This is a genomic window from Pseudolabrys taiwanensis, from assembly GCF_003367395.1.
GTDB classification, from domain to species: Bacteria; Pseudomonadota; Alphaproteobacteria; order Rhizobiales; family Xanthobacteraceae; genus Pseudolabrys; species Pseudolabrys taiwanensis.
The window spans coordinates 4095752-4120365 of sequence record NZ_CP031417.1; the positions used below are offsets into that span (position 1 = coordinate 4095752).

The following is a 24614-nucleotide window of genomic DNA, read 5'->3' on the forward strand; positions in this document are numbered from 1 at the left end:
AGCATCGTTGTCGGCATCTCGCTCGGCCTGGGCCTTGGCGCCCTCATGCTCGATTCCCAAGGGGAACAATCAGGGCTTTAGTTTCTCATTCGGTAGCGACCACCTGGGCGGCCCGTCGGGCCGCCCTTTTTTATTTCCGATGAGAACAAATTTTTACGCTCGCGCGATTTGGAACTTTGACTTAATCAAGGCGCATGCCGCCACTTCTGTTATCGAGGCGCTTCGCGCCGTTGTTCTGGTGCCAGTTCTTCGCGGCCTTCAACGACAATTTTCTGAAGACCGCGCTGGTCTTCCTCCTCCTGTTCCGGGAGCATCCGGACGCGGAAGCGTTGATCACCATCGCCAGCGCCATCTTCATCGCCCCCTACTTTTTCTTATCGGGATTGGGCGGCGAACTTGCCGATCGTTACGACAAGGCGCGCGTCGCCCAAGTCATCAAATTCGTCGAGATGCTCGTCGCCGGTCTGGCGGTGTGGGGCTATGCGACGCAGTCGCTGCCCATTCTGTTCGCCGCGCTGTTCGGCTTCGGCGTTCTCGCTTCGCTGTTCGGGCCGATGAAATACGGCATCCTTCCCGATCATCTGCCGCGCGAGAAGCTGCCCGCCGGCAATGCGCTGGTCGAAGGCGCGACCTTCGTCGCCATCCTGCTCGGCACCATCGTCGGCGGCCTTGCCGCGCGTAATGGCGGCGGACCTTTCGCCTTTGCGCCGCTGGTCATCGGCTTCTCGCTCGCGTGTTGGATTTCCGCGCTGCTCATTCCCCCGAGCGGACAGGGCGCGCCGCATCTGAAGGTGCATATCAACATCGCCGCATCGACGGCCTTCATGATCCGCCATCTGCGCAGCGACGCGCGGCTGTGGTGGGGCGCCATGGTGACGAGCTGGTTCTGGCTCGCCGGCATCGTCGTGCTCTCGCTCTTGCCGCCGCTGATCAAGACGCTGATCGGTGGCGACGAAGCGACGGTCACCATTTATCTCGCGATGTTCTCGGTCGCGGTGGGCTGCGGCTCCGGTCTGGCGGCGACGCTGGCGCGCGGGCGGATCGTGCTCACCATTACGGTCGTCGGCGGCGTGCTGCTTGGCGTTTTCGCCATCGATATCGGCTTGGCGACCTGGGGCGCGATGCCGGCCGCCGGGCTGCGGTCGCCGGACGTCGTGTTCTCATCCGGGTTGGGCATTCGCACCGCAGTCGATCTTGTCGGCCTCGCGATCGCCGGCGGCTTGTTCATCGTGCCGGCCTTCGCCGCCGTGCAGGCGTGGTCCGATCCCGATTATCGCGCGCGCAACGTGGCCGCGGTGAACGTGATCAACGCGGCGTTCATGACCGCGGCCACCGTCGTCGTCGCGATCATGCAGAAGTTGGGCGCGACATTGCCGATGCTGTTCCTGGGGCTCGGCGCCGCGACGCTTGTCGTGGCCTTCGCGATCTGGAAGACGAAGCCATCCTCGGAGCTGTCATCGCCCGCGAAAGCGGGCGATCCAGTATCCGCGGACATTCGAGATTGACGAGAGGCAGACGCTACTGGATGCCCGCTTTCGCGGGCATGACAGCGGCGAGGCGCAACGCGCCATTACTTCTTCTTACGCTTCGCCACCACCCGATCCACCATCGCGCCGGCGACCCCGAGATAGTTCGCCGGATCCATCAGGGCTTCCAGTTTCTTGCGGTCGGCGTGCTTGGCGATTTCCTTGTCGGCCGCGAGCAGGTCGATCAACGGCTTGCCGGTTTTCGCGGCTTCCTTGGCCAGGTCCGACACGAGATGATGCGCGGTGTCGCGTCCCATGGCGTGGCCGAGGCCCATCATCACCGCCTCCGACATGATCAGGCCGTTAGTGATGTTGAGATTGTCGCGCATCTTCTTCGCGTTGACCTCGATGCCTTCGAGAATGACGCGCGTCTGCTTCAGTGCGCCGGCCGTCAGCATGAAGATCTCCGGCAGCACGATCCATTCGATCTCCCACGGCCCGGTACCGCGCTCGTGATCCTCGACCTGCGCTTCGAGTAGCGCGGCGACCAGCTGCTTCACGATCGCGGTTTGCGCCGTGATGTAGACGGACGAGATCGGATTGCGCTTCTGCGGCATCGTCGACGACGAGCCGCGGCCTTCGCCGGCGGGTTCCGACACTTCGCCGACCTCCGTCTGCATCAACAGTTTCACGTCGAGCGCGATCTTGCCGCAGGTGCCGGTCAGCAGGCCGAGGAAGCAGCCGACTTCGCCGAAGGTGTCGCGCACGGTGTGCCAGGTGATATCCGGCGCGCCGAGACCAAGCTCGCGCATCAGCGCTTCCTGCACCTTCAGCCCGTCGTTGCCGAGCGAGGACAGTGTGCCGGCGGCGCCGCCGAACTCGCCGACCAGGACGCGCGGCTTCATCTCATTCAGTCTTTGCTTGTGGCGCGCGAAGGCGGCGAGCACGGTCGCCATCTTGTAGCCGAACGTGACCGGCACCGCCTGTTGCAGCTTGCTGCGGCCGGCCATCGGCGTGTCGCGGTACTTCTTGGCCAGTTCGGCGAGCGCATCGCAGATCGCATCGATCTCGCCTTCCACAAGCGCCAAGGCTTCCTTGATCTGCAGCACGGTGGCGGTGTCCGTCACGTCCTGCGTGGTCGCGCCCCAATGCACCCATTCGCCGTGCTTGCCGGCACAGAGCGCGGTGAGCTGCTTGGTCACCGGCAGCACCGGTGCGCCGATCTTCTCGGTCGCTTCCTTCAGCTTGGCCATATCGATCTTATCGGCCGCGCAATGCTTGACGATTTCGGCTGCAGCGTCCTTCGGGATCAGTCCGAGGCCGGCCTCGGCGCGCGCCAGCGCCGCCTCGAAGTCGAGATATTTCTGCACCCGGTTCTCGTCCGAGAACACGGCGCGCATGGCCTCCGTGGTGAAGATGTCGCGGAAGACGTGCGAATCGAAAATCGTGGCGGCCATCGGAAGCTCCTTAACGCTTGGAGCCGCACGTTAGCGGGTCTTGCGTGGCAATCAACTTCCGGACTGGATCGCCCGCGAACGCGGGCGGCCCTGCAATCGCAAACGGTGCCGCTCTATCGGGGCAGCTGCGGGGTATTGCATGCCCCGCGAGAGCGGGGCCTCTCAGCCCGAGACGCGCGCGGGCCTAGCCCAACTGCTCCTTCATCCAATCCGCGCTTTGCGAGCGCCAGCGATAGGCGCGGTTGGTGGCGATGTGGTTGCCATCCTCGATCATCATCAATGTCACCGGCCCCTTGGCCTCGCGGGCGAGGCGTTCGGCGTCGGCCGCCGGTACGATGCGGTCGCGGCGGCCGTTCACCACGAACAAAGGACAGGTGATGTTCTGGGCGATGCCTTCGAGCGACAAGGTGTTGGCGTTTTTGCGCGCCTCGGCCTCGCTCTTGGCGTGGCTGCGGTCGCTGAAGGCTTCGCGCGTCAGGCCTGGCAGGTTGTCCCAGTTGGCGCCCCAGTTGAACGGGCCGCCGAGCGCGATGCAGGCCTTGATGCGCTTCTCGAACGCGGTGGCGCGCGGTGCGTAATAGCCGCCCAGGCTCACGCCCCACATGCCGATGCGGTTCGTGTCGAGATCGCCGCGCGTCTCGATGTAATCGATGACGGCCTTCACCGGCACCTCGTAATCGCCGCGGATGGCGAAGTCGTACTGCCCTTCGCCCTGGCCCGGGCCGTCGAACATCAGCGTTGCCACGCCGCGTGCGAGGAACGGCGCTTCGTAGGCGTCGCCTTCTTCCTTGGTCGAATCGAGGCCGACCGCCATCACGACGACCGGCGGCTTCTCGATGCTGGCCGGCTTGCGCAGGATGCCGGCGAGCGTCTTGCCCTGATAGGGAATCGCGACGCGCTCGCCCGGCGGCTTCAGGTGCGGCAACGCCGCCTGCCGGCAGGCGACGGCTTTGGCATGCGCGGCTTTCATCTGCGCCTGGTCGCGCGTGAACAGGAACGAGGCAAAGTGATAGTAGACGCCCGCGCGTTGCAGGCACTCGCCGGCGGTGAGCGCGTGGCCGCGCGCCATCGCCTCGCGGCCGAGCTGCTCGTGATGCGCGGCGCGCTCCGACCAGATACGGCACCAGTCGTCGTAGGACGACATCGCGGCGGTCAGTTCCTCGAAGTCGGTGAGCACCACGCCATTGGCGACAAAGCGCGGGCCCCAATGCGCGATCGCGGCCTGAAGCTGCGGGTCGGTGGACATGCGACGTTTCCTTTGAAGGGTCTCGTTATCGGTTCGTCCCCGCGACCGCGGGGAGCCAGCGCTGGATTCCCGCTTACGCGGCAATGAGCGGAGAGGGATGCGGCGTTGAAAGCACGATCAGCCCGCCTTTTCGTCGCGGCGGTACCAGGGCAGGAAGCGGCGGGTGACCCAGCCGACCAGCACTTCGAAGCCGACGCCGAACGCGCCGAGCAGCAGCACGCCGACGAAGGCTTCGTTGTGATGATAGGTGCGGGAATTGTAGAGGATGTAATAGCCGAGGCCGCCGGCCGAGATGAAGAACTCGGCCACCACGGCACCGATCAGCGCGCGGCCGGCGGCGAGCCTGATGCCGGCGAGCAGATACGGCATCGACGAGGGCAGCACGATGCCGAACAGCACGTTGACCCGGTTCGACCGGAAGGAGCGCGACACTTCGAGATATTCGCGCGGCACGGCGCGGGCGCCGTCGGCGACGTTGATGATGATGGAGAAGATCGCGGCGAAGATGATGATGGCGATGCGCGTCGCGCCGGAATAGCCGAACCACAGCGAGAACAGCGGCAGCACGACGATCATCGGGATGGCGTAGAAGCCGTTGACGTAATGGCGGATGGCGCGCTCGAGCGCCGGGCTGCGCCCCATCAGCAGGCCGATGATGGTGCCGAGGACCAGCGCGACCGCGAGACCCTGCGCCACGGCCGACAGTGTGATGCCGGTCGCGGTGAGGAAGGCGGGATCGACGATCACCTTCGGGATGACGAGCGCGACGGTGCTCGGCTTGGCGACATAGGCCGGCGCCCACAGCCGCACCACGCCTTCCCACAGGAGCAGGATAATGGCGCCGACGACGAGCCGCGGCAGGACCAGATCGGAAAAGCGCGAGCGCTTGCGCTCGGCCGTTGCGGGCGCGGGGGCCGAGGTCGCCACGGCGGTGAGGGCGGTCTCGCTCATCCCTGCCTCCAACGCACGAAGTGCTGCTCGATCTTCAGGCCGAGCCGCATGAGACCGACGCCGATCAAGCCGATGACGAAGATGGAGGCGAACACGCCGCCGGTATCGAAGTTCTGCGATGCCGTCATGATGAGCTGGCCGAGGCCGGTCGACGACAGGAAGAACTCGGCCGCGATCATGCCCACCAGCGCGCGGCCGATCGATTGCCGCACGCCGGTCATGGTGTAGGGCAAGGTGTAAGGCAGCATCACCTCGCGCCACAGCGCCCATTCGCTGGAGCGGAACGACTTCGCCACCTCGATCAGTTCCGGCTTGATGCTGCGCGCGCCTTCCACGGTGTTGTAGAGCACCGGAAAGACGGCAAAGAGAAAGACGACCAGCACCTTGGGCGCGAAGCCGAAGCCCATCAGCGACAAGATGAACGGGATCAGCGCCACCATCGGTGTCGCGTAGAGCGCCATGATGTAGGGCTCGACGCCGATGCGCAGGAACCGCACGCGCGCCAGCAGCAGCCCGAGCGGCATGCCGACGGCAAGCGCCAGGACGAAACCGGTGACGAACAGCTTGGCCGATTCCAAAAGCTGGCGTCCGAACTCACCGCTCTTGATGAGCTGCCACAGCGTGACGATGGTTTCCGAGAACGGCACCATGAACGCCTGGCTGGTCGAACGGCCGGCGATCTCCCAGATGGCGATGCCGATCAGGATGCTGATCCAGAAGGGCAGATGGCGGCGGAGGTAGGTGTAGGGCACTTATGTCATTCCACATTAGCAGCTAGCGACAGCCCATCTCCGTCATCCTGAGGTGCGCGCCATCGGCGCGCCTCGAAGGATGAACGGCCATGGCAAGCCGGCTTGGTGGCCGTCGCCCTTCGAGGGCCGCGCGTCGCGCGGCCACCTCAGGGTGACGGAGATAGGCCGTGCTTGCCGACGCGCTCCTATTTCACCATCGCATTCGCGTCCTTCCAGACGCTGGCGTCGACGAAGTTCTCGTAAGAGACCGGCTCCTTGCCTTCCTTGACCGCGCCGATCTTCTTCATCAGTTGAGAGACGGCTGTGATCTTGTCGCGCGGCAGGCCGTCGTCCTTGGCCGCCCAGAAGTCGATGGCGAGGAATTCCTTGAGCGCCTCCTTCGCCACGGCCTTGTTGTGGCCGGTGACCTGCGCCGCCTCCGCGACCGCATCGGCGTTCTTCGGGTCCTGCATGAAGCGCGCCGCATCGACCATGGCGGCGACGGTGCGAACGATGGCGTCGCGATTTTTGGCGAGATTGTCCTTGCGCACCACCAAAGTGAGATAGTGGCTGGTCGGGTTTGTGTTTTTCATCGCCACGAGGATGTTCAATTTCTTGCCTTGCGCGTCGATGGCGGCGAGATCGTCAAGATGCAGCACGGCGTATTTCAGGCGGCCGGCGATGAGCGCCGGGCCCGAGGTCGAGCCGAGAGCAACTTGCTTCATGTCCTCGATCTTCACGCCAGGACAGCCGGTGAGCATCGAGCGAAGAGCGACCGAGCGCGCGCCGCCAATGGAGTCGACGCCGACATCCTGACCGGCGAGATCCTTGCACGATTTGCCGGTCTCGGTGGTGCCCACCACCCAATCGGGGTTGGGCATGCCGTAGATGGCGACCAGCGGCACGTCGGCGTTCGACACCTGGCTGATGACAGGCGGCGTCGGCGACCAAGCCAAGTCGATGTCGCCGGCGACCACGGCCCGCGCGGCGGCGGTGCCGTTATCGAACTGCTTCAGCTCCACGTCGGCGCCGTACTTTTTGTAGAAGCCCTGCTTCTCGGCGACATAGGCGATGGTGGCGGAGAAGATCGGCGGAATGCCGGGCACCGCGACAGTGACTTTCTTGCCCTGCGCGAGGGCGGGCGCCGCCCCCATCATCAACGCGGCGACGAGCGCGCCGCCCGCGAGCGCCGTGAATTGTCTGCGGATCATTTGAATCCTCCCTGGTCGTGTTGTTTTGATTGTCAGCGTTCGAGCACGAACTCGGCTTCCCGCGCCTCCCGCATCAACGTGTTCCACACGCGCTCACGCAATTCGGCGAAGCGCGGGTGACGCAAAGTGTCGCGCGTGCGCGGGCTCGGCAGATCGATGGTGATGGTCTCGTGGATCGAGGACGGGCGGCCCTTGAGCACGATGACGCGATGGCCGAGCAGCACGGCCTCCTCGATCGAATGCGTGACGAAGATCATGGCCGTCGGCCGCTCTTCCCAGATGCGCACGAGCTCGAACTGCAATATCTCGCGCGTCTGCGCATCGACGGCCGCGAAGGGTTCGTCCATGAGCAGCACGTTGGGCTCGACGGCGAGCGCGCGCGCGAGGCCGCAGCGCTGCTGCATGCCGCCGGACATCTGATAGGGAAACGCCTTCTCGAAGCCGGCCAGTCCGACGAGCTTGACGAACTCCGGCACCTTGCGCTCGATCTCGGCTTTCGGCGCGCCGGCCATGCGCAGGCCATAGGCGACGTTCTCGTAGACGGTCTTCCACGGGAACAGGCCGAAATGCTGGAACACCATGGCGACGCCGGCGATCGGCTCCGTGACGCGCTGATCGCCGACCCAGATCTCGCCGGCATCGTGTGGCAGCAAGCCGTCGATGCAGCGGAGCAAGGTGGTCTTGCCGCAGCCGGAAGGGCCGACGATGGCGACGATCTCACGGGCGCCGACGTCGAAGTCGATGTTGCGGAAGACTTCGAGCGCGCCATAGCGTTTGCCCAAGCCGCGGACGCGAATGCGTGAAACATCCGCGTCGGGCGGCCGCGCGGTGGTAAGGGTCGCTTCCTGGATGCTCACTCTGCCGCCTGTGTTGCTGTGGGTTTAGGGGTCGATTTCGCCCAGTAGTCCGGCGACTGCTTCGATTGTTGCAAAGCGTCGATCGTTTCAAAGCCGGGCGCCATCGAGCCGTCCTGGCCGGCGAGTATTTGGTGATGCTCGATGTTCAGCGTGCGCAGCCAGCGCTGCTGACCCATGGTGATGGCGACGAAGTAGCCGATCTCGACCAGTTCGGGCTCGCTGAAGTGCTTGTGCAGACGCTCCCAGAGCGTATCGCCGGCCGGCAGATCCCAGGTGATCGCTTCGGCATAAGCGAGCGCGGCCTTCTGCCGCTCGTCGTACCGCGAGGACGACTCGAAATTGATCAGGTCGGAATAGTCGTCTTCCTTGAGGCCCGCCTTGGCGGCCTTGATCGAACGCTGATTGCCGCAGAACTCGCACAGGACCGAGCGCGACACGTAAATGCGGCAGAGCTCCTTGATGTTGTGATCGGCAACGCCGTTCTTGAATACGTCGCGCCAGGTATTGGCGAAGGACCAGAACGTGGCGGGGACGTGGGCGCGGACCGCCTGACTTTCGGGTCGAGGCGTGCCCTCGCGGGCGCAACGCTCGAATTCGGCGACCATTGCGGGATCGGTGACCGACGCAGGGTCGACGTAGCTGATGCGAGGTTTCGACATCGCCGCATTCCTCCCTTACAGCTTTCGCGGCGCATCGTTGCCGATGCGACCATTTTGTTATGGGACTATGTTGCCGTAACCGGCCGCCTTGGGCAACGCCGGTAACCATCGCCGTGCCGTTCTTTCATGAGCTCGCAACAACGTCGCCAGAACTGCCCGCATTTTGTGCGCGCGCAGACGCGCCAGCTCTTAAAATTTTCATCAAGTGCAAATTGACGTCGCTAACGGACGCGCGCGCTTCGATTCAAGTTGGAGGCATCCGGCACACCGGCCGTAAGCGATAGAGCGAGGTGCCTAACGCCGTTTAGTAATTTCATACTGTTCGGGAACCTAGGGTCGTCGCCGAAAGAACCAACAAGAACTCATCGGTCGCGGCAAACGGAACAACTCAAGTGCGTGCCAGCACAATCGTCATGATCGGCTTTGCGGTCGTCTTCGGCCTGCTTGCCGTGTTCGTCGCTCAAATCTGGCTTAGCAACCAGGCGAAGATGCAGGTGAAGCGCGAGCCGGAAAAGCAATTGGCGACGCAAACCATCGTCGTCGCCAAGCAGTCGCTGCGCTTCGGTACCGAACTCAGCGCGGCGATGCTGCAGGAAGTGCCGTGGCCGGCGGACGCGGTGCCGGCCGGCGCCTTCAACACCATCAATTCGTTGCTCGGCGGCGGCCGCCGGGTGGTGCTCGCCGCGATCGAGCCGCACGAACCGGTGCTGGCGCTCAAGGTCACCGGTGCCGGGCAGCGCGCCACGCTCTCGGCGCTGGTCAAGCCGGGAATGAAGGCCGTCACCATCCGCGTCAACGACGTCGAAGGCGTCGGCGGCTTTGTGCTGCCGGGCGACCATGTCGATGTCGCGCTGACGCGCACCATCGACAAAGGCGACGCGACGACCGAGGTGGTGCTGCAGAACACGCGCGTCCTCGCCATCGATCAGGTCGCCGATGAGCGCGCCGCCAAGGCGACGGTGGCGAAGTCGGTGACGCTCGAGGTCACGACCTTGAACGCGCAAAAGCTGTGGCTTGCCTCGTCGGTCGGCAGCCTCTCGCTGCTGCTGCGCAAGGCCGGCGAAACCACCGAGATGAAGACGACGAAGGTCACGCTCAAGGATCTCGGTAACGGCGGTTCGCGTGGGCCGACGGCCACGGTGTCGGTGACGCGCGCCGGCGCCAAGCAGCAATACACCGTTCCGACCGAGGAAGCGGTGAGCGAGCTCGAAGGCAGACAGGCGGCCTACTGAGGCCGCCGGCAACGATCACAAGAACTGTGAGATCCATCGTGACTATCAAGAAGACATGGGCCGCCTGGGCGCTGACGCTGGCCTTGACGCTGCTCATCGCGGCGAACGCCCCGGCGCAGACGCGCGAAATCAGGGTCGGTGGCACGGGGCGCACGACGGCACTTACGGTCGCCGTCGGCAAGTCGCAGGACGTGCACACCGAAAAGGGCTTCGTCGACGTCATCGTCAGCGACCCCGACATTGCCGACGTCAACCCGCTCACTGATCAGTCGCTGTCGATTCTCGGCAAGAAGATCGGCACCACCCGCGTGTCGGTCTATGCCGAGAACAAGAAGCTCGTTGGCATCTTCGATATCGAGGTGACCTACGACGTCACGCGGCTGACCAACGAGCTCAATCGTCGTTTCCCGGGATCGCGTCTGCGTGTCTCGCCGGTCAACGGCCGCATTATGCTGTCGGGCGAAGTCACCGATGCGCCGACGCTCGATCAGGCGGTGACCATCGCGCGTCAGTTTGGACCCGAGATCATCAATGCCGTGTCGGTGGCCTCACCGCAGCAGGTGATGCTCGAGGTGCGCTTCATCGAAATCTCGCGCAACGCCGGCCGCGAGCTCGGGGTGCAGTGGAACCGCTTCGGCGAACAGAGCATCACCAACGTCGGCAACCGCACCAACGGCCTGCCGGTGTTGGCGACGACGGAGCAAGCGGCGGGGCTGATTTCCGGCGCGGCGCCCTTCGGCTTCATCCTCGGTCGGATCGTGGCAAACGGCTCGACGACCGACGTCATGCTTCAAGCGCTCGAGCAGCGCGGCATTGCGCGCAGCTTGGCCGAGCCGAACCTCGTCGCTTTGTCCGGCGACACCGCGAGTTTCCTCGCGGGCGGTGAGTATCCGATCCCGATCGCCGGCACGTTCGGGCAGATCACGGTCGCCTACAAGAAATACGGCGTCGGCCTCGCCTTCACGCCGACCGTTCTCAGCCGCGGCCTGATCAATCTCAAGATCGAGCCCGAGGTGAGTCAGATCGATACGAACCACACGATTCAGGTGGTGAACGGCGTGTCCGTGCCGGCGCTGACCGTGCGGCGGGCCGCGACCACGGTCGAGCTGCGCGACGGTCAGAGCTTCGCCATCGGTGGCCTGCTGCAGACGGTCAATCAGAACCAGGTCGAGCAACTGCCGTGGCTCGGCACCGTGCCCGTGCTCGGCACGTTGTTCTCATCGAAGTCCTATCAGAAGAACCAGACGGACCTCGTCATCATCGTGACGCCACGCCTCGTGCGGCCGGGACGGCCGGGCGACAACATCAAGTCGCCGGCCGAAGACACGGCGCCGCCGAACGACGTCGACTTCTTCCTGATGGGCAAGACCGAGATTGCACCGTCCGAGGCGCGCATCGGCGGCGCGCAGCAGTCGCACTTTGCCAAAGCCGAAAGCCGGCCGTTCACCGGCCACATGCTCGATCTGCCGAAGGGGGGAATTTCCGATGGCGCCATTCAGTAAGCTGGCGGCCGTTCTGGTGATCGCCGGCGCGCTCGCCGGCTGCTCGGAATACACCGACCGGCGCGACATGATTTCCGAATACGGCGGCAACGCCGTGCAGAACGACAAGGTCGTGCAGATGGTCGATCCATGGCCGCCGCACGCCGCCAACCGCAACATCGCCTTCAACGGCGAGGTCATGCAGACGGCCGTGGCGCGCTATCGCACGGGCCGCGTCATCTCGCCGAGCGGCACCGGCACCTCGACCACCTATCAGCAGCAGAACAACGGCAACAACAACACGCCGCTGGGGCCGACCGTCAACCAATCGGGCGCCACCAAGTAACCGCGACGGTGACCATGGCCTCAAACTCCAATCCGAGCACGCGTGTCGTCGTTCTGACGCCCGATGCCGAATTCGCCGGCGTCGTGCGTTCGACTTTCGGCGCGGCGAAGGCGATTGATCTCGTGCTGCTCGCGGGCAGCATTGCCGACCAGGGTGCAAAGCTGAATGTCGACGGCGCCGCCGTGGTGGTGGTCGACTGTGACGACGCGCAGCCCGGCGCGCTCGATGCCCTGGGGCGGCTGAGTGTGCGGCTCGGCGCGGCGGTGCCGGTCATCGCCATCACGCAGAGCTTCGATGCCGCCGTCGCGCGCACGCTGATGCAGATGCGCGTCTCGGACTTCCTGCTCAAGCCGATCCAGCCGATCGATCTGGTGCGCGCCTGCGCCCGCGCGGCAAAGTCGGCCGGCGCGCCGACGACCGAGGCGCAGATCTATACGTTTCTGTCGGCGGTAGGCGGCGCCGGTGCGACGACGCTCGCGGTGCAGACGGCCATGTTGCTGCTGGGCAGCGGCGGTCCGCGTAACAAGCCGTCGACCTGTCTCGTCGACCTCGACTTCCAGCATGGCGCGATCGCCGATTATCTCGATCTCGAACCCAGGCTGAACCTCGCCGAAATCGAGCCGAGCCCGGACCGTCTCGACCGGCAATTGCTCGAGGTGATGCTCTCGCATCATGCATCAGGCCTCGCCGTGGTCGCGGCGCCGAACCGGCCGGCCGAGATGCGCTCGTTCGATCCGGATGTCGTGACGCGTCTGCTCGATCTGGTGTCGAGCCATTTCGAGTATGTCGTCTTCGACATGCCGCGCACCTGGTTTGCCTGGACCGACAGCGTGCTGCTCGGCTCTAACAAGCTTTACATCGTGAGCGAGACGACGGTGCCGGGCCTGCGTCATGCCAAGCAGCTGGTGGCCGCGATCAAGGAGCGGCTCGACGGCGGGCCGCAGCCGCAGGTTATCGTCAACCGCTTCGCGCAGAAGATGTTCGCGTCGGGCCTCGGCATGAGCGACATCCAGCAGACCATGGGTGACGCCTTCGTCAGTGCGATCCCCAACGATTACGCGCTGGTGCGCGAGGCGATCGATCGCGGCGTCCCGCTCGATGAGGTCAAGGCCGGCAACAAGATCACCGCGCAGCTCAAGAAGCTGGTGATCGAGCAGAACCGCGCGGCCGAAGGCAAACCGGTGCCGCTCTTGAAGAAGCTCAAACTCTCTTTGGCGGGTTAGCGTCATGTCCGGCCGTTTCAGCAAACGCGCAGCCGCATCCGAGCCCGCCGCCGTTGCCGAGGCGCCGCCGCCGGCGCCGCTCGTGACCTTCAGCGTCCTGCCGGAAGCGTCGCCGGTCGAGGCGCCGCCGTTGCAGCCGGCCAATCCGCTGCTCAGCGGCAAGCTGCTCGATGCCAAAGTGCGCCTGCACCGCAAGCTGATCGAGGAGATCAACCTCTCGGCCATCGATAAACTGCCGGAGGAAGAGGTGCGGCGGCACGTGACGGGGCTCGTGTCGCAATATGTGCTTTCCGAGCGGCTTGCGCTCAACGCGCAGGAGCTTGCGGACTTCGTCTCGGAAATCCTCGACGAGATGACGGGGCTTGGTCCGCTTGAGCCGTTGCTTAAAGACCCGAGCATCGCCGATATCCTGATCAACGGTCATGAATGCGTCTATGTCGAGCGTCATGGCATGCTCGAGCCGCTGCCGGTGCGCTTCAAGGACGAGCAGCATCTGTTGCGCATCATCAACAAGATCGTCTCGGCGGTCGGCCGGCGCGTCGACGAATCGCACCCGCTCTGCGACGCGCGTCTGCAGGACGGCTCGCGCGTCAACGTCGCGGTGCGGCCGATCGGCGTCGACGGGCCGCTGGTCTCGATCCGTAAGTTCTCCAAGAAGAAGCTCGACCTCTCGCGCCTGGTCGAGGTCGACGCGTTGCGGCCGCCGATGGCGGAAGTGCTCGCCGCGGCGGTGCGCGCCCGCATCTCGACCATCATTTCGGGCGGCACCGGCTCCGGCAAGACGACGATGCTGAACGCGCTGTCCGCCTTCATCTCGGAGAAGGAGCGCTTGCTCACCATCGAGGACGCCGCCGAACTGCAGTTGCAGCAGCCGCATGTCGGTCGCATGGAGACGCGGCCGCCGAACATCGAAGGCAAAGGCGAGATCCGTCAGCGCGATCTCGTCAAGAACGCCCTGCGTATGCGTCCCGACCGCATCATCCTCGGTGAGTGCCGCGGCGAGGAAGCTTTCGACATGCTGCAGGCGATGAACACGGGCCACGAGGGCTCGATGGCGACCATCCACGCGAACACGCCGCGCGACGCCGTCACGCGTCTCGAGCAGATGATCGGCATGGCCGGCTTGCCGATGACCGTCGCCTCGATCCGCGGTCAGATCGCCAACGCCGTCGGCCTTATCGTGCAGCTTTCGCGTCAGTCGGACGGCAAACGCAAGGTGACGTCGATCGCCGAGATCACCGGGCTCGAGGGTGATATCATCCAGATGCAGGAGATCTTCAAATATGTGCGCACCGGCACCAAGCCGGACGGCAGTGTCGAGGGTCACTTCCAGGCGACCGGCGTGCGCCCGCGCTTCCTGTCGCATCTCTCGACCATGGGCATCAAAATTCCCGGCAGCTACTTCGACCCGTCGCAGCCGCTATGAGCACCGTCTCCGCTCATGCCCGCGCAAGCGGGCATCCGTCTCTCCTTCTCCGAAAGGCCGGGCTGGACTCGCGCGGGAATGAGCGGTGAGCTTCATGAACTTCGACCCGATCTATCTCTTCTACATCCTGATCGGCCTGTCGGCGGCGATGCTGGCGGAAGGCGCCTATCTGCTGTTCTACAACAAGGCGTCCTACCGCAAGAACATCAACCGCCGCCTCAAGATCATCGATGCCAGCAAGACGAGCCGCGAGGATGTGCTGGTGCAGCTCCGCCGCGAACGCGGCCTGACCGCCAGCGGCGACTACCGGCTGCCGCTGGTCAATCTCAATCAACTGCTGCTGCAGTCGGGTCTGACCATCGGTCTCGGCAAGTTGGTGCTCATCGTGCTGGTGCTGGCGGTCGGCTCTTTCGTCGGCACCATGATGTTCGACGGCAAGATTTCGCATGCGCTGTTCGGCGCCGTCTTCGGCGGGTTCGTGCTGCCGCTGATGCTGCTCAAGTTCATGCGGGCGCGGCGCCAGAAGAAGTTCGGCGCGCAGTTCCCCGATGCGATCGACATCATCGTGCGTTCGCTGCGCGCCGGCCATCCGGTGCCGGTCGCCATCAATATGGTGGCGCGTGAAATGGCCGATCCGGTCGGCAGCGAGTTCGGCCTCGTCACCGACGAGATCACTTACGGCGCCGACCTCGAAGGCGCCATGCGCAACCTCTACTATCGTGTCGGCACCGACGATCTGCCGCTGTTCGTCACCGCGGTGGCGATTCAAGGCTCGACCGGCGGCAATCTCGGCGAGATTCTCGAAAACCTGTCATCTGTCATCCGCCAGCGTTTCAAGATGCGCCGCAAGATCCGCTCGTTGGCGGCGGAAGGCCGCGCCTCGGCGCTGATCCTGTCGTCGCTGCCGATCCTGATGTTCGGCGTGATCAATTTCATGGTGCCAGACTTCTACGCCAGCGTCTGGCACGAGAGCCTGACCAAGATCGCGCTGGCCGGCGCCGGGGCCTGGATGGGCATCGGCAACTTCATCATGTACCGCATGGTCAACTTCAAGATCTGACGATGGACACAGCCGCTTCCATCTTCGCCACGATGTTTAGCGACGGCAGCAGCCTGATGCTCGGCATTCTGGTTTTCTTGACGGCCGGCATTCTGGCATTCTCGCTCATGGCGGTGGTGCGCGTGCGGGGAGCGGTCAAGCGCCGCGCGGCGCGGCTCGTGGACGACAGCGCACGCACGCCGAGCCGGTCGCTGCGCCATTCCAGCGTCAAGGCGGTGGCGCGGCTCATCGATTACACCAACAAGCACTATGCCGCGAGCGACGACGGCGCCATGAAGGTGCTGCGCCAGCGCCTTGTCCAGGCCGGCATCTACGATCCGCGCGGCGTCGCCTTCTTCTTTCTGATCCGCACCGCGCTGGCGGTCGGTCTTGCCACGGCGCTGTTTCTGCTGCTGCCGCTGTTTCGGCCGGTCACCGGCGGCATGTTCTGGATGATGGTGATGGGCGCCGGCATCGTCGGTTATGTCGGCCCGAGCATGTATCTCGACCGGCGCATCGCGGCCCGTAAAGTCGAGCACCAATCCGGCTTTCCGGACTTTATGGATCTGCTCGTGGTCTGCGCCGATTCCGGCCTGTCGATGGAAGCCGCGCTCGAACGCGTCGGGCGCGAACTGGGTGAGAGCTATCCGTCGCTCACGTCGAACATTCACATTACCAACCTCGAAATCCGCGCCGGCCGTAACCTGAAGGAAGCGCTCGAGCGCTTTGCCGAGCGCCTGGCGTTGGAAGAAGCGCGCGCCTTCGCGACCTTGATCAATCAGTCGATCGATCTCGGCTCCTCGATCACGGACGCACTGCGCGTTTATTCGGAGGATATGCGGCACAAGCGCCTGTCGCGTGCGGAGGAGAAGGCCTATGCGCTGCCGGCCAAGCTCTCTTTGCCGATGATGATCTGCATATTCCCTGTCATCTTCGTGGTGATCCTGCTGCCCGTCGTGGTCCGGCTGACCGGTGGCGCGCACTGATGTCGGCGAGGAAGATGCGGGGAAGGTTTGTTAACTGCGGTTTCCTAAGCTCGAAAGGTCCGGCGTCTCCGGTAGGCTCGTGATGCGTATTCTAATGCCCCGCACGCTGGTGATCGCAGCTCTCGGCCTATGGCTCGCCGGCTGCAACGCCCTGACCACCACGCAATCGGACGGGCTCGGCCTCAAGAGCGACGGTAGCGATGCTTTTGCGTCGGCTTCGCCTGACATCGCCAAAGCCGAGGCGCTGCCCACCGGTGATACCACCACGACCGAGCCAGGCTTGTTCGGCGGCAATCCTGGCGACGATCTCAACCAGGGCAAGAAATATTTCCGCGTCGGCAACTACGGCATGGCCGAGCGCTACTTCCGCCGTGCCGTCGAATTGCATCCGCGCGACGCCGAGTCCTGGATCGGGCTGGCTGCCGCCTACGACCGGCTGCGCCGTTTCGACCTGGCCGACCGCGCCTATAGCGAGGCGATCCGCCTTGTTGGGCCGACGGTCGAGATCCTGAACAACCAGGGCTACTCCTACATGCTGCGCGGTGATCTCAAGCGCGCGCGGCAAACGTTGCTGATGGCGCAGCGGAAAGATCCCGCCAACCGCTTCGTGCAGAACAATCTGCAGCTGCTCGCCGCCAGTGCCGGCGAGGCCAAAGCGGTCGAGTAGGCGCCGAACCTTTCCGATTTTTCACAATGGAACGGACCGTTTGGGGCGTCCCGCGGCTTCCGGCCGGACGCGTTTACCCATACATAAGGGTGTCCCTCCCCGGGGGCGTGCGTGAGGCAAAACCGTAGGTCCGTGAATGTTCGAGGCTGTCCGTAAGCTGCTTGCCGACCTGACCGAGGACGGCAAGCACCCGAGCCGTTTCGAGGAAAACGATTACCGCGTCGCCGCGGCCGCGCTGCTGGTGCATACCGCCGCGATCGACGGCAGCATCTCGGAGCCCGAGCGCACCCGGCTGCACGAGGTGATCAAGCAGCGCTTCGAGCTCGACGACGAGGCGACCGACGAACTGGTGGCCGAAGCGATCGAAGCCGACGAGCAGGCGATCGACCTTTACCACTTCACCGCCCGGCTCAATCGTTCGCTCGACGAGAAGGGGCGCGCGCGCGTGGTCGAGATGATGTGGCAGATCGTGTTTGCCGATGGCGCCGCGACCGAGTTCGAGGATAATCTGATCTGGCGCGCGGCCGATCTGTTGCATGTGCCGGGCGAGGAACGCATCGCGCTACGCGAGCGCGTGTCGGGTCTCAAGACCCAAGAAGAAGAGAACAACTGACGTATGAGCGGCCTGCGCCCCGTCACGGTGATCACTGGTGCTTCGGCCGGCATCGGCGTCGCGCTGGCGCAGGTGTTTGGGCGGGCCGGCCATGAACTTGCGCTGGTGGCGCGACGGGCCGACCGGCTCAACGCCTTGGCCGACGAGATCGGCGCCAAGGGCGTCAGCCGGCCGCTGGTGATCGTCGACGATCTCGCGGTGGCGGGCGCGGGCGCCCGCATCGGTGCGGCGCTCGCGGCGCAGGGCGCCGAGCCGCAGTTCATGGTCAACAATGCCGGCTTCGGCCTCGTCGGTCCGGTGATCGAGCACGACCGCGAGGAGCAGCTCGCGATGATCGACCTCAACGTTCGCACGCTGACCGACCTGTCGCTCGCCTTTGTCGATCCGCTTGCCCGCCATCGTGGCGGCCTGCTCAACGTCGCGTCGATCGCCAGTTTCATGCCGGGCCCCGGCTCGGCCGTCTATTACGCGACCAAGGCCTATGTGCTGTCCTTCACCGAAGCCCTCCACTGCGAGCTCAAGCCGCGCGGTATCCGCGTCACCGCACTTTGCCCCGGCCCGGTGCAGACCGAGTTTGCCGCCCGCGCCGGGGTCGACGAAGCCCATTCGCCCCCGGTGTTGCTGCGCTCGCCGGAGGCAGTCGCCGACGCCGGTTATCGGGGCCTGATGGCCGGCCGGCGCGTGGTCATCCCCGGTCTCGTCAACAGGGCCGTCACGGTGGCCGTCCAGCTCGTGCCGCGGCGCAGGTTGCTACAAGCGATCGCCGCGCGGCAGAAACGCCGCCAGGCCGCGCAGGGCACATAGCGGCTGGCCGCCGCCTGCGGTTGCAAACCGCAGCGAACAGCTTACTACTTTGTTGCGCGGTTTTCGCGCAACGGACGCCATGCTGAAGCCCGTCATCCTCGTCCTGCACCAGGAGCACTCTTCCCCCGGCCGTGTCGGTCAGGTGCTGGCGAAGCTCGGCTATCCCCTCGACATCCGCCGCCCTCGTTTCGGCGATCCGTTGCCGGAGAGCATGGACGATCATGCCGGCGCGGTGATCTTCGGCGGGCCCCAGAGCGCCAATGACGACGACGAGTTCGTCAAACGCGAGATCGACTGGATCGCCGTGCCGCTGCGCGACAAGAAGCCTTATCTCGGCATCTGTCTCGGCGCGCAGATGATGGCGCGTCAACTCGGCGCGCGCGTCTCGCCGCATCCGCAAGGTCACGCCGAGGTCGGCTACTATCCGATCCGTCCGACGGACGTTGGCCGCGCGCTGTGCGCCGAGTGGCCGGACCGCGTCTATCAATGGCACCGCGAGGGCTTCGAGCTGCCGGCCGGCGGCGAACTGCTTGCTGAGGGCGACGCCTTCTCGGTGCAGGCGTTCCGCTACGGCACCGGCTATGCGCTACAGTTCCATCCCGAAGTGACGCATGCGATGATGTATCGTTGGCTGGTGCGCGGCGCCCATCGCATGGATCTGCCGGGTACCAAGCAGCGGCATGAGCACATCGCCGACCGCTTCGTCTACGATCCGGCGGCGATGAACTGGCTGGCCGCCTTCATCGATTGTTGGATCGGCCGCAAGCCGGCGGTCGCGGCGCAGCGCGCGATCGCTTCCTGAGGCGCTGCCGGGCGGCTTGACAAATCACCGGATGGCTTGCTCGGTTTGTCCTTGGGGGCGGTCGAGGGCGTACGCGAGGAGGCGCGTGGATGTTGGACGCGAGCGATACCGGACGCCCGCCGCCGCGTCCGATCACCGCCGCCCTTACCGCGATCCTGCGTGGGTCGGACGGCGTGCTCGACCTCTTGCCGGTCGCGACCTTCATCACCGATGCGCGCGGCACCATCCTGCAATACAACCAGCGCGCGGTTGAGATCTGGGGCCGGACGCCCAGGCCCGGTCAGACGCACGAGCAATTTAACGAAAATACGCGCTATCGCGAGGCGGACGGCACGCCGATGGCGCGCTCGCTGCTGTCCGACGTGCTCGCGACCGGGCGTTCGATACGAGACGCGGAGCGCATCGTCGAGCGGCCGGACGGGACGACGATCATCGTGTCCGTGAATATCGATCCTTTGCGCAACGCCAGGGGCGAGCTCGTCGGCGCGGTGAACTGTTTCCTCGACATCACCGAGCGCAAGCGCATGGACGCGGCGCTCGAGCAATCGCGCCTGCACGTGCTGGAGCAGGAGCAGCGTCTGGCCGCCACCTACGAGCATGTGGCGATCGGCATCAGCGAGATCGCGCCGAACGGGCAGCTGTTGCGGGTCAACGAAGCGATGTGCGCGATCACCGGGCACAGCCGTGACGAGATGCTGTCGGGTTGGCTGTTCCGTCACACGCATCCGGACGACAGCGACATCGATCGCGCCGCCTTCGAGGAACAGGTCTCGGGCAAGCTCGAATTCTATTCGGTGGAGAAGCGGCTCATCCGCAAGGACGGCCGCATCATCTGGATCGCGGTGCGTTCCTCCCCGGTGCGCGCGGCCGACGGTCAGCTTCTCTACGTCGTGCGCGTGGTGCAGGATATCACCGAACGCAAGGCGGCCGAGCAGCGGCAGAAGCTTCTCATCGACGAACTGAATCACCGCGTGAAGAACACCCTCGCCACGGTGCAGTCGCTGGCGGCGCAAACCGCGCGCGGAGCCGTGACGCCCGCGATTTTCCGCGAGCGCTTCGAAGGCCGATTGATCGCGCTGTCGAAGGCGCACGATCAGCTCACGCAGCATCACTGGGAAAGCGCCGACTTGCGCGGTCTGTTGTCGGCGAGCTTCGGGCCTTACCTCGGCACGGTGCCGGAACGGGTCGTGCTCCGCGGCGAGAATGTGGTGCTGCGGCCGCGCATCGTGCTGACGCTGGCCATGGCGATGCACGAACTGGCGACCAACGCCGCCAAATACGGCGCGCTGTCGGCGCCGAGCGGCCGCGTCGAGATCACGTGGCAAGCGGTCGAGGCGGATGGCCGGCGGCAGTTGCGGATCGATTGGGTGGAGCAGGGCGGGCCGCCGGTCGTAGAGCCCGCGCAGCGCAGCTTCGGCTCCAAATTGATTGAAGGCAGCATCGCCGCCGAGCTGGGTGGCAGCGCCAAGCTGCACTTTGCGCCGGCGGGCTTGCGCTGCGAAATCGTCGTTCCTCTGGAAGCGGCGGCGTAACGCAGGGACGGGCCGCTGGCCGCGCGCTTCAGTCGCAGCAGATGGGAGAGTGCGCGCGGCTTGGCGCTGCGCTCGCACGCTTTGGCTGCAAAGGCCGGGCGCTACGTTCTATCTTTCTGTACGTCGGTACCGTGCGCGTCGACAGGTCACACATAATCGTCGCGGCCGTGCACGCCATCGATTGCGACGTTTCCTTCCGGACGCTAGTCAGGTGGCCAATAAAGGGGGAAATGTCCAAATGGAATTGTCGCGTCGTACGCTTCTCAATATCGGTGGCGGTGTTCTCGGTGCCGCGGCGTTGCCGCGCTGGGCGCATGCCGAAACCTATCCGGCACGGCCTGTCCGCATCGTCGTCGGCTTTTCGCCGGGCGGCGCGCCGGACATCGTCGCGCGCCTGTTCGCGCAATGGCTGTCGGATCGCCTCGGTCAGCGCTTCATCGTCGAGAACAAGGCGGGTGCCGGCGGCAACATGGGCACCGACACCGTCGCCAAGGCGGCGCCCGATGGCTACACGCTGCTGCTGGTCGCCCCCAACGATGCGATCAATGCGTCGCTTTACGAGAAGCTGAATTATAACTTCCTGCGCGACCTCGAGCCGGTCGTGGCGATCGCGCGCACGCCGCAGGTGCTGGAGGTCAATCCCTCGGTTCCGGCGAGCACGGTGCCGGAGCTGATCGCCTATATGAAGGCCAATCCCGGCAAGCTCACATTGGCGTCGCCCGGCGTCGGCACCGGGCCGCACATGGTCGCCGAGCTTTTCCGCACCAAGGCCGGCGTCGATTTCGTCCACGTACCGTACCGGGGCGCGGGCGCCGCGCTCGGCGACACCGTGGGTGGCCAGGTGCAGATGATCTTCACCACGGTGCCGTCGTCGCGCGAGTTCGTGCGGGCGGGTAAGCTCAGGGCGCTCGGTGTGAGCACCGACGCCGGCTCGCTTCAGTTGCCGGACGTGCCGCCGCTGAGCAAGTTCGTGCCGGGCTTCGAGGCCAGCTTCTGGATGGGCCTTGCCGCGCCTAAGAACACGCCGCCGGAGGTGGTCGCCATCCTGAACAAGACGGTCAACGCGATTCTCGCCGACGAGGCGGTCAAGACGCGCCTGACCGAGATGGACACGCGGCCGATGGGTGGCTCTCCAGCCGACTTCAAGACATTCATCGCCGCCGAGACCGACAAATGGGCGGCGGTGGTCAAAGCGGCCAAGCTCAAACCGGAATAAGGGGAGGGCAGGGTCGCCGACATGCCCGGGGCCGGCGGTCGCTCGCCGGCCTTCGCCGCGCGACTGGCCGCGGGCGCACAGCGGCGCGCTTCTTGAGTCCGGATGTGTGGAAAGGTCCTTGCAGGCCGGCCGGCTCGCGGGAGCTCACGAAGCGGGCGAAGGTTGGTGGAGCCAGGCGGGATCGAACCGCCGACCTCCTCATTGCGAACGAGGCGCTCTCCCAGCTGAGCTATGGCCCCAACCGACGCTTGAGCGGATGCCGAAGACGGCACCGCCCGGTATTTCCGCAAGTGGGCGCCATTTAGGGCCGGCTGTTTGGCCTGTCAAGGACGCTCCGGCCGCCGCGCCTGGGGCGGCGGACACCGGCACCCGCGTGCCCCCTTTCCCTGAGGCAGCCGAGCGGTTATTCGTCACCCCTGCCACCGACGGAGCACGCGATGAACCCCTTTTTATGGCTCATTGATACGATCATCGATATCTACATCTGGATCATGATCGCGTCGGCCGTATTGTCCTGGCTGATCGCGTTCAATGTGGTCAACACGCGCAACCCGATCGTCAACAATATCGGCGAATTTCTCTATCGGGTGACGGAGCCGGCCTTGCGGCCGATCCGCAACATGTTGCCGAATCTCGGCGGCATCGACATCTCGCCGGTCATTCTGATCATCCTGCTGCTGTTCCTGAAGCAGTTCATTTTCTGGGCCTACCTCAAGCTGTTCATCTAAGTGACGGCGCCCTGGCAGGCGGTGCCCGGTGGCATCGCGTTGGCCGTACGGCTCACGCCTAAGGGCGGTCGCGATGCGATAGATGGCGTCGATCGATTGGCCGATGGCCGCAGCGTCCTGAAAGTGCGCGTGCGTGCGGCGCCAACCGAAGGTGAAGCCAACGACGCGCTCTGTCGGTTGATCGCGAAGATGCTCGGCGTGCCGCCGCGCGACGTGGTGTTGACGGCAGGCGCGACCGCGCGCGTAAAGCGGTTGACGGTCGCCGGGGATACGACAAAGTTCACAACGCGTCTGGAAGAGCTTGTGAAGGCAGAATAGTCGGAGCACATGACGGCGACGATCATCGACGGCAAAACGATCGCGGCGCAATTGCGCGGCAAGATCGCCACCGATGTTGCGCATCTCAATGCGGCGCATGGCATCGTGCCGGGCATCGCTGTGGTGCTGGTCGGCGCGGATCCGGCGAGCGAAGTCTATGTCCGCACGAAAGCGAAAGCCGTCGCAGAAGCCGGCATGCGCGCCATCGACAAGAAGCTGCCGGTCACGACGAGCGAGGCCGAACTGCTGGCCCTGATCGCCGCGCTCAATGCCGATCCTGCGGTGCATGGCATTCTGGTGCAGTTGCCGCTGCCGCCGCAGATCGATTCGCATCGCATCATCTCGGCCATCGATCCCGGCAAGGATGTCGACGGTTTCCATCCGCTCAATGTCGGACGCCTGGCGAGCGGCCTGCCGACACTGGCGCCCTGCACGCCGCTCGGTTGCGTGATGCTGGCGAAGTCGGTGCGGCCGTCGCTGGCGGGACTGGAAGCGGTGGTGATCGGCCGCTCCAACATCGTCGGCAAGCCGGTGGCGCAGCTGCTGCTGATGGAGAACGCGACGGTCACCGTCGCCCATTCCAAGACGCACGATCTGCCGGCGGTGTGCCGGCGCGCCGATATTTTGGTGGCGGCGATCGGCAGGCCCGAAATGGTGCGCGGCGACTGGATCAAGCCCGGCGCGATCGTGATCGATGTCGGCATCAACCGCGTGCCGGGCAAAGAGGGCAAATCGAAGATCGTCGGTGACGTGGCCTTTGCCGAGGCGGCGCAGGTCGCTGGCGCCGTTACACCGGTGCCGGGCGGTGTGGGGCCGATGACGATCGCCTGCCTGCTTCTGAATACGCTCCGCGCCGCCCGCGCGCTCAACGGATTGCCGGCGCTAAACCTTTGATCCGTCACCCTGAGGTGGCCGCGTAGCGGCCCTCGAAGGGCGACGGCCGAGGCCGTTCATCCTTCGAGGCTCGCACGCCGTCGGCGTGCTCACACCTCAGGATGACGGAGCCGGTTCAGTTGATGACGGAAGCGACGAAGCCTCAGCCCTGCCAGGCGTAGGCGACTTTATCGAGCGTCTTGCTGCCAAAGCGCTCCGACGAGCGGGCGACGGCGCGGCCGCCGAGCGCGCGATAGAATTCCAGCGCCGGCTCGTTATCCGAAAGCGCCCACACCACGAGGCTCTTGAGCCCGCTCTGCATCAGATCCTTACGCGCCGCGTTGAACAGGCGGCGGCCGAAGCCGAGGCCCTGAAACTCCGGTCGCAGATACAGCTCGTAGACCTCGCCGTCGTAGAACAGGCTGCGCGCGCGGTTGCGGCCGTAATTGGCGTAGCCGGCGACGCGGTCGCCGAACTGCAGCAAGGTGATACGGCTGCCTTTGCGGATCGCCGAGTCCCACCACTCGGGGCCACGGCGGTTGATCAGCTTGTCGAGCTCGTTGCCGGGGATGATGCCCTGATAGGCCGTACGCCACGCCTCGTCATGCGTTGCCGCAACGTCACCCGCGTCCGAAGTCTTGGCGCGGCGGATCTCGATCAGGGTTGTGCTCATGCGCGAATAGAAGCAACGAACCCGGGGGCCTTCAAGCCCTATCGTAAACGATCAGTTAACGGTGTGGATTAATGGCC

The 24614-nt window shown here is 65.1% G+C and carries 25 protein-coding genes and 1 tRNA gene; 17 read left to right on the forward strand and 9 right to left on the reverse strand.

Annotated elements, in window-relative coordinates:
• Positions 1-194 precede the first annotated feature (194 nt).
• Positions 195-1505 carry an MFS transporter gene (locus DW352_RS19420; RefSeq protein ID WP_115692877.1) on the forward strand — a complete coding sequence of 437 codons (1311 nt, stop codon included), beginning with the start codon at positions 195-197 and terminating at the stop codon, positions 1503-1505.
• A 65-nt stretch (positions 1506-1570) separates the two neighbouring features.
• Here the strand turns inward: DW352_RS19420 and pcaB are convergent, their stop codons facing one another.
• From pcaB to DW352_RS19455, 7 genes are all read right to left on the reverse strand, one after another.
• Complete coding sequence (pcaB, locus tag DW352_RS19425) at positions 1571-2923, reverse strand: 3-carboxy-cis,cis-muconate cycloisomerase (protein WP_115692878.1); 1353 nt, start codon at positions 2921-2923, stop codon at positions 1571-1573.
• Between the two features lie 184 nt (positions 2924-3107).
• Positions 3108-4169, reverse strand: coding sequence for an alpha/beta hydrolase family protein (locus tag DW352_RS19430; protein WP_115692879.1), 1062 nt, complete (start codon positions 4167-4169; stop codon positions 3108-3110).
• A gap of 117 nt (positions 4170-4286) precedes the next feature.
• Complete coding sequence (locus DW352_RS19435; protein ID WP_115692880.1) at positions 4287-5120, reverse strand: ABC transporter permease; 834 nt, start codon at positions 5118-5120, stop codon at positions 4287-4289.
• Positions 5117-5872 carry an ABC transporter permease gene (locus DW352_RS19440; protein WP_115692881.1) on the reverse strand — a complete coding sequence of 252 codons (756 nt, stop codon included), beginning with the start codon at positions 5870-5872 and terminating at the stop codon, positions 5117-5119. Before DW352_RS19440 ends, DW352_RS19435 begins: the two co-directional genes overlap by 4 nt.
• A 185-nt stretch (positions 5873-6057) precedes the next feature.
• Positions 6058-7062, reverse strand: coding sequence for an ABC transporter substrate-binding protein (locus DW352_RS19445; protein WP_115692882.1), 1005 nt, complete (start codon positions 7060-7062; stop codon positions 6058-6060).
• Between the two features lie 32 nt (positions 7063-7094).
• A complete protein-coding gene (locus DW352_RS19450; RefSeq protein ID WP_245434188.1) occupies positions 7095-7919 on the reverse strand; it encodes an ABC transporter ATP-binding protein in 825 nt (274 codons plus the stop codon).
• A complete protein-coding gene (locus tag DW352_RS19455; protein WP_115692883.1) occupies positions 7916-8578 on the reverse strand; it encodes a carboxymuconolactone decarboxylase family protein in 663 nt (220 codons plus the stop codon). The genes DW352_RS19450 and DW352_RS19455 overlap by 4 nt, the downstream gene beginning before the upstream one ends.
• A gap of 392 nt (positions 8579-8970) precedes the next feature.
• Here DW352_RS19455 and cpaB point away from each other — a divergent pair, with 392 nt between their 5' ends.
• From cpaB to DW352_RS19520, 13 genes are all read left to right on the forward strand, one after another.
• Entirely contained in the window at positions 8971-9810 is an 840-nt protein-coding gene (gene cpaB, locus DW352_RS19460; protein ID WP_245434189.1) for a Flp pilus assembly protein CpaB, read from the forward strand.
• Positions 9811-9848: 38 nt separating this feature from the next.
• Complete coding sequence (locus DW352_RS19465; protein WP_162827067.1) at positions 9849-11312, forward strand: type II and III secretion system protein family protein; 1464 nt, start codon at positions 9849-9851, stop codon at positions 11310-11312.
• Positions 11296-11637 (forward strand): hypothetical protein, encoded by a 342-nt coding sequence (locus tag DW352_RS19470; RefSeq protein WP_115692886.1) that lies wholly within the window; start codon positions 11296-11298, stop codon positions 11635-11637. Before DW352_RS19465 ends, DW352_RS19470 begins: the two co-directional genes overlap by 17 nt.
• Positions 11638-11645: 8 nt before the next feature.
• A complete protein-coding gene (locus DW352_RS19475; RefSeq protein ID WP_162827068.1) occupies positions 11646-12860 on the forward strand; it encodes a CpaE/TadZ family protein in 1215 nt (404 codons plus the stop codon).
• Positions 12861-12864: 4 nt separating this feature from the next.
• Entirely contained in the window at positions 12865-14286 is a 1422-nt protein-coding gene (locus DW352_RS19480) for a TadA family conjugal transfer-associated ATPase (protein WP_115692888.1), read from the forward strand.
• Positions 14287-14380: 94 nt separating this feature from the next.
• The gene (locus tag DW352_RS19485; protein ID WP_115692889.1) at positions 14381-15346 is read left to right on the forward strand and encodes a type II secretion system F family protein; all 966 of its coding nucleotides are present in this window, start codon (positions 14381-14383) and stop codon (positions 15344-15346) included.
• Between the two features lie 2 nt (positions 15347-15348).
• Complete coding sequence (locus DW352_RS19490) at positions 15349-16311, forward strand: type II secretion system F family protein (RefSeq protein ID WP_115692890.1); 963 nt, start codon at positions 15349-15351, stop codon at positions 16309-16311.
• An 82-nt stretch (positions 16312-16393) separates the two neighbouring features.
• Positions 16394-16978: a tetratricopeptide repeat protein gene (locus tag DW352_RS19495; RefSeq protein WP_245434190.1), complete on the forward strand. Its 585-nt coding sequence runs from the start codon at positions 16394-16396 to the stop codon at positions 16976-16978.
• Between the two features lie 136 nt (positions 16979-17114).
• Positions 17115-17591: a tellurite resistance TerB family protein gene (locus DW352_RS19500; RefSeq protein WP_115692892.1), complete on the forward strand. Its 477-nt coding sequence runs from the start codon at positions 17115-17117 to the stop codon at positions 17589-17591.
• A 3-nt stretch (positions 17592-17594) separates the two neighbouring features.
• Positions 17595-18395, forward strand: a complete 801-nt coding sequence (locus tag DW352_RS19505; protein ID WP_115692893.1) for an SDR family NAD(P)-dependent oxidoreductase — start codon at positions 17595-17597, stop codon at positions 18393-18395.
• 79 nt (positions 18396-18474) lie between these two features.
• Positions 18475-19197 carry a glutamine amidotransferase gene (locus DW352_RS19510; protein WP_115694505.1) on the forward strand — a complete coding sequence of 241 codons (723 nt, stop codon included), beginning with the start codon at positions 18475-18477 and terminating at the stop codon, positions 19195-19197.
• An 89-nt stretch (positions 19198-19286) separates the two neighbouring features.
• Positions 19287-20729 carry a sensor histidine kinase gene (locus DW352_RS19515; RefSeq protein WP_115692894.1) on the forward strand — a complete coding sequence of 481 codons (1443 nt, stop codon included), beginning with the start codon at positions 19287-19289 and terminating at the stop codon, positions 20727-20729.
• A gap of 238 nt (positions 20730-20967) precedes the next feature.
• Positions 20968-21945, forward strand: a complete 978-nt coding sequence (locus tag DW352_RS19520; RefSeq protein WP_115692895.1) for a Bug family tripartite tricarboxylate transporter substrate binding protein — start codon at positions 20968-20970, stop codon at positions 21943-21945.
• 163 nt (positions 21946-22108) lie between these two features.
• On the opposite strand, the gene DW352_RS19525 is transcribed toward DW352_RS19520, so the two are convergent.
• Positions 22109-22184: transfer RNA gene (locus tag DW352_RS19525), tRNA-Ala, on the reverse strand.
• Between the two features lie 198 nt (positions 22185-22382).
• Between DW352_RS19525 and DW352_RS19530 the strand changes: the two genes are divergently transcribed.
• Genes DW352_RS19530 through folD form a run of 3 tightly spaced genes read left to right on the forward strand, consistent with a single transcriptional unit; the run spans position 22383 to position 23885 of the window.
• Entirely contained in the window at positions 22383-22673 is a 291-nt protein-coding gene (locus tag DW352_RS19530; RefSeq protein WP_115692896.1) for a YggT family protein, read from the forward strand.
• The gene (locus tag DW352_RS19535) at positions 22674-22991 is read left to right on the forward strand and encodes a DUF167 family protein (RefSeq protein ID WP_115692897.1); all 318 of its coding nucleotides are present in this window, start codon (positions 22674-22676) and stop codon (positions 22989-22991) included.
• A gap of 9 nt (positions 22992-23000) precedes the next feature.
• Positions 23001-23885 (forward strand): bifunctional methylenetetrahydrofolate dehydrogenase/methenyltetrahydrofolate cyclohydrolase FolD, encoded by an 885-nt coding sequence (gene folD / locus DW352_RS19540; protein WP_115692898.1) that lies wholly within the window; start codon positions 23001-23003, stop codon positions 23883-23885.
• A gap of 142 nt (positions 23886-24027) precedes the next feature.
• Here the strand turns inward: folD and DW352_RS19545 are convergent, their stop codons facing one another.
• Positions 24028-24537 carry a GNAT family N-acetyltransferase gene (locus tag DW352_RS19545; protein WP_115692899.1) on the reverse strand — a complete coding sequence of 170 codons (510 nt, stop codon included), beginning with the start codon at positions 24535-24537 and terminating at the stop codon, positions 24028-24030.
• Positions 24538-24614: the final 77 nt, after the last annotated feature.

Bases quoted from the DNA above. Each gene is read 5' to 3' on its own strand.
- DW352_RS19420 (WP_115692877.1), top strand. From the start codon at position 195: ATGCCGCCACTTCTGTTATCGAGGCGCTTCGCGCCGTTGTTCTGGTGC.
- pcaB (WP_115692878.1), bottom strand. From the start codon at position 2,923: ATGGCCGCCACGATTTTCGATTCGCACGTCTTCCGCGACATCTTCACC.
- DW352_RS19430 (WP_115692879.1), bottom strand. From the start codon at position 4,169: ATGTCCACCGACCCGCAGCTTCAGGCCGCGATCGCGCATTGGGGCCCG.
- DW352_RS19435 (WP_115692880.1), bottom strand. From the start codon at position 5,120: ATGAGCGAGACCGCCCTCACCGCCGTGGCGACCTCGGCCCCCGCGCCC.
- DW352_RS19445 (WP_115692882.1), bottom strand. From the start codon at position 7,062: ATGATCCGCAGACAATTCACGGCGCTCGCGGGCGGCGCGCTCGTCGCC.
- DW352_RS19455 (WP_115692883.1), bottom strand. From the start codon at position 8,578: ATGTCGAAACCTCGCATCAGCTACGTCGACCCTGCGTCGGTCACCGAT.
- DW352_RS19470 (WP_115692886.1), top strand. From the start codon at position 11,296: ATGGCGCCATTCAGTAAGCTGGCGGCCGTTCTGGTGATCGCCGGCGCG.
- DW352_RS19480 (WP_115692888.1), top strand. From the start codon at position 12,865: ATGTCCGGCCGTTTCAGCAAACGCGCAGCCGCATCCGAGCCCGCCGCC.
- DW352_RS19485 (WP_115692889.1), top strand. From the start codon at position 14,381: ATGAACTTCGACCCGATCTATCTCTTCTACATCCTGATCGGCCTGTCG.
- DW352_RS19490 (WP_115692890.1), top strand. From the start codon at position 15,349: ATGGACACAGCCGCTTCCATCTTCGCCACGATGTTTAGCGACGGCAGC.
- DW352_RS19495 (WP_245434190.1), top strand. From the start codon at position 16,394: ATGCGTATTCTAATGCCCCGCACGCTGGTGATCGCAGCTCTCGGCCTA.
- DW352_RS19500 (WP_115692892.1), top strand. From the start codon at position 17,115: ATGTTCGAGGCTGTCCGTAAGCTGCTTGCCGACCTGACCGAGGACGGC.
- DW352_RS19505 (WP_115692893.1), top strand. From the start codon at position 17,595: ATGAGCGGCCTGCGCCCCGTCACGGTGATCACTGGTGCTTCGGCCGGC.
- DW352_RS19510 (WP_115694505.1), top strand. From the start codon at position 18,475: ATGCTGAAGCCCGTCATCCTCGTCCTGCACCAGGAGCACTCTTCCCCC.
- DW352_RS19515 (WP_115692894.1), top strand. From the start codon at position 19,287: ATGTTGGACGCGAGCGATACCGGACGCCCGCCGCCGCGTCCGATCACC.
- DW352_RS19520 (WP_115692895.1), top strand. From the start codon at position 20,968: ATGGAATTGTCGCGTCGTACGCTTCTCAATATCGGTGGCGGTGTTCTC.
- DW352_RS19530 (WP_115692896.1), top strand. From the start codon at position 22,383: ATGAACCCCTTTTTATGGCTCATTGATACGATCATCGATATCTACATC.
- folD (WP_115692898.1), top strand. From the start codon at position 23,001: ATGACGGCGACGATCATCGACGGCAAAACGATCGCGGCGCAATTGCGC.
- DW352_RS19545 (WP_115692899.1), bottom strand. From the start codon at position 24,537: ATGAGCACAACCCTGATCGAGATCCGCCGCGCCAAGACTTCGGACGCG.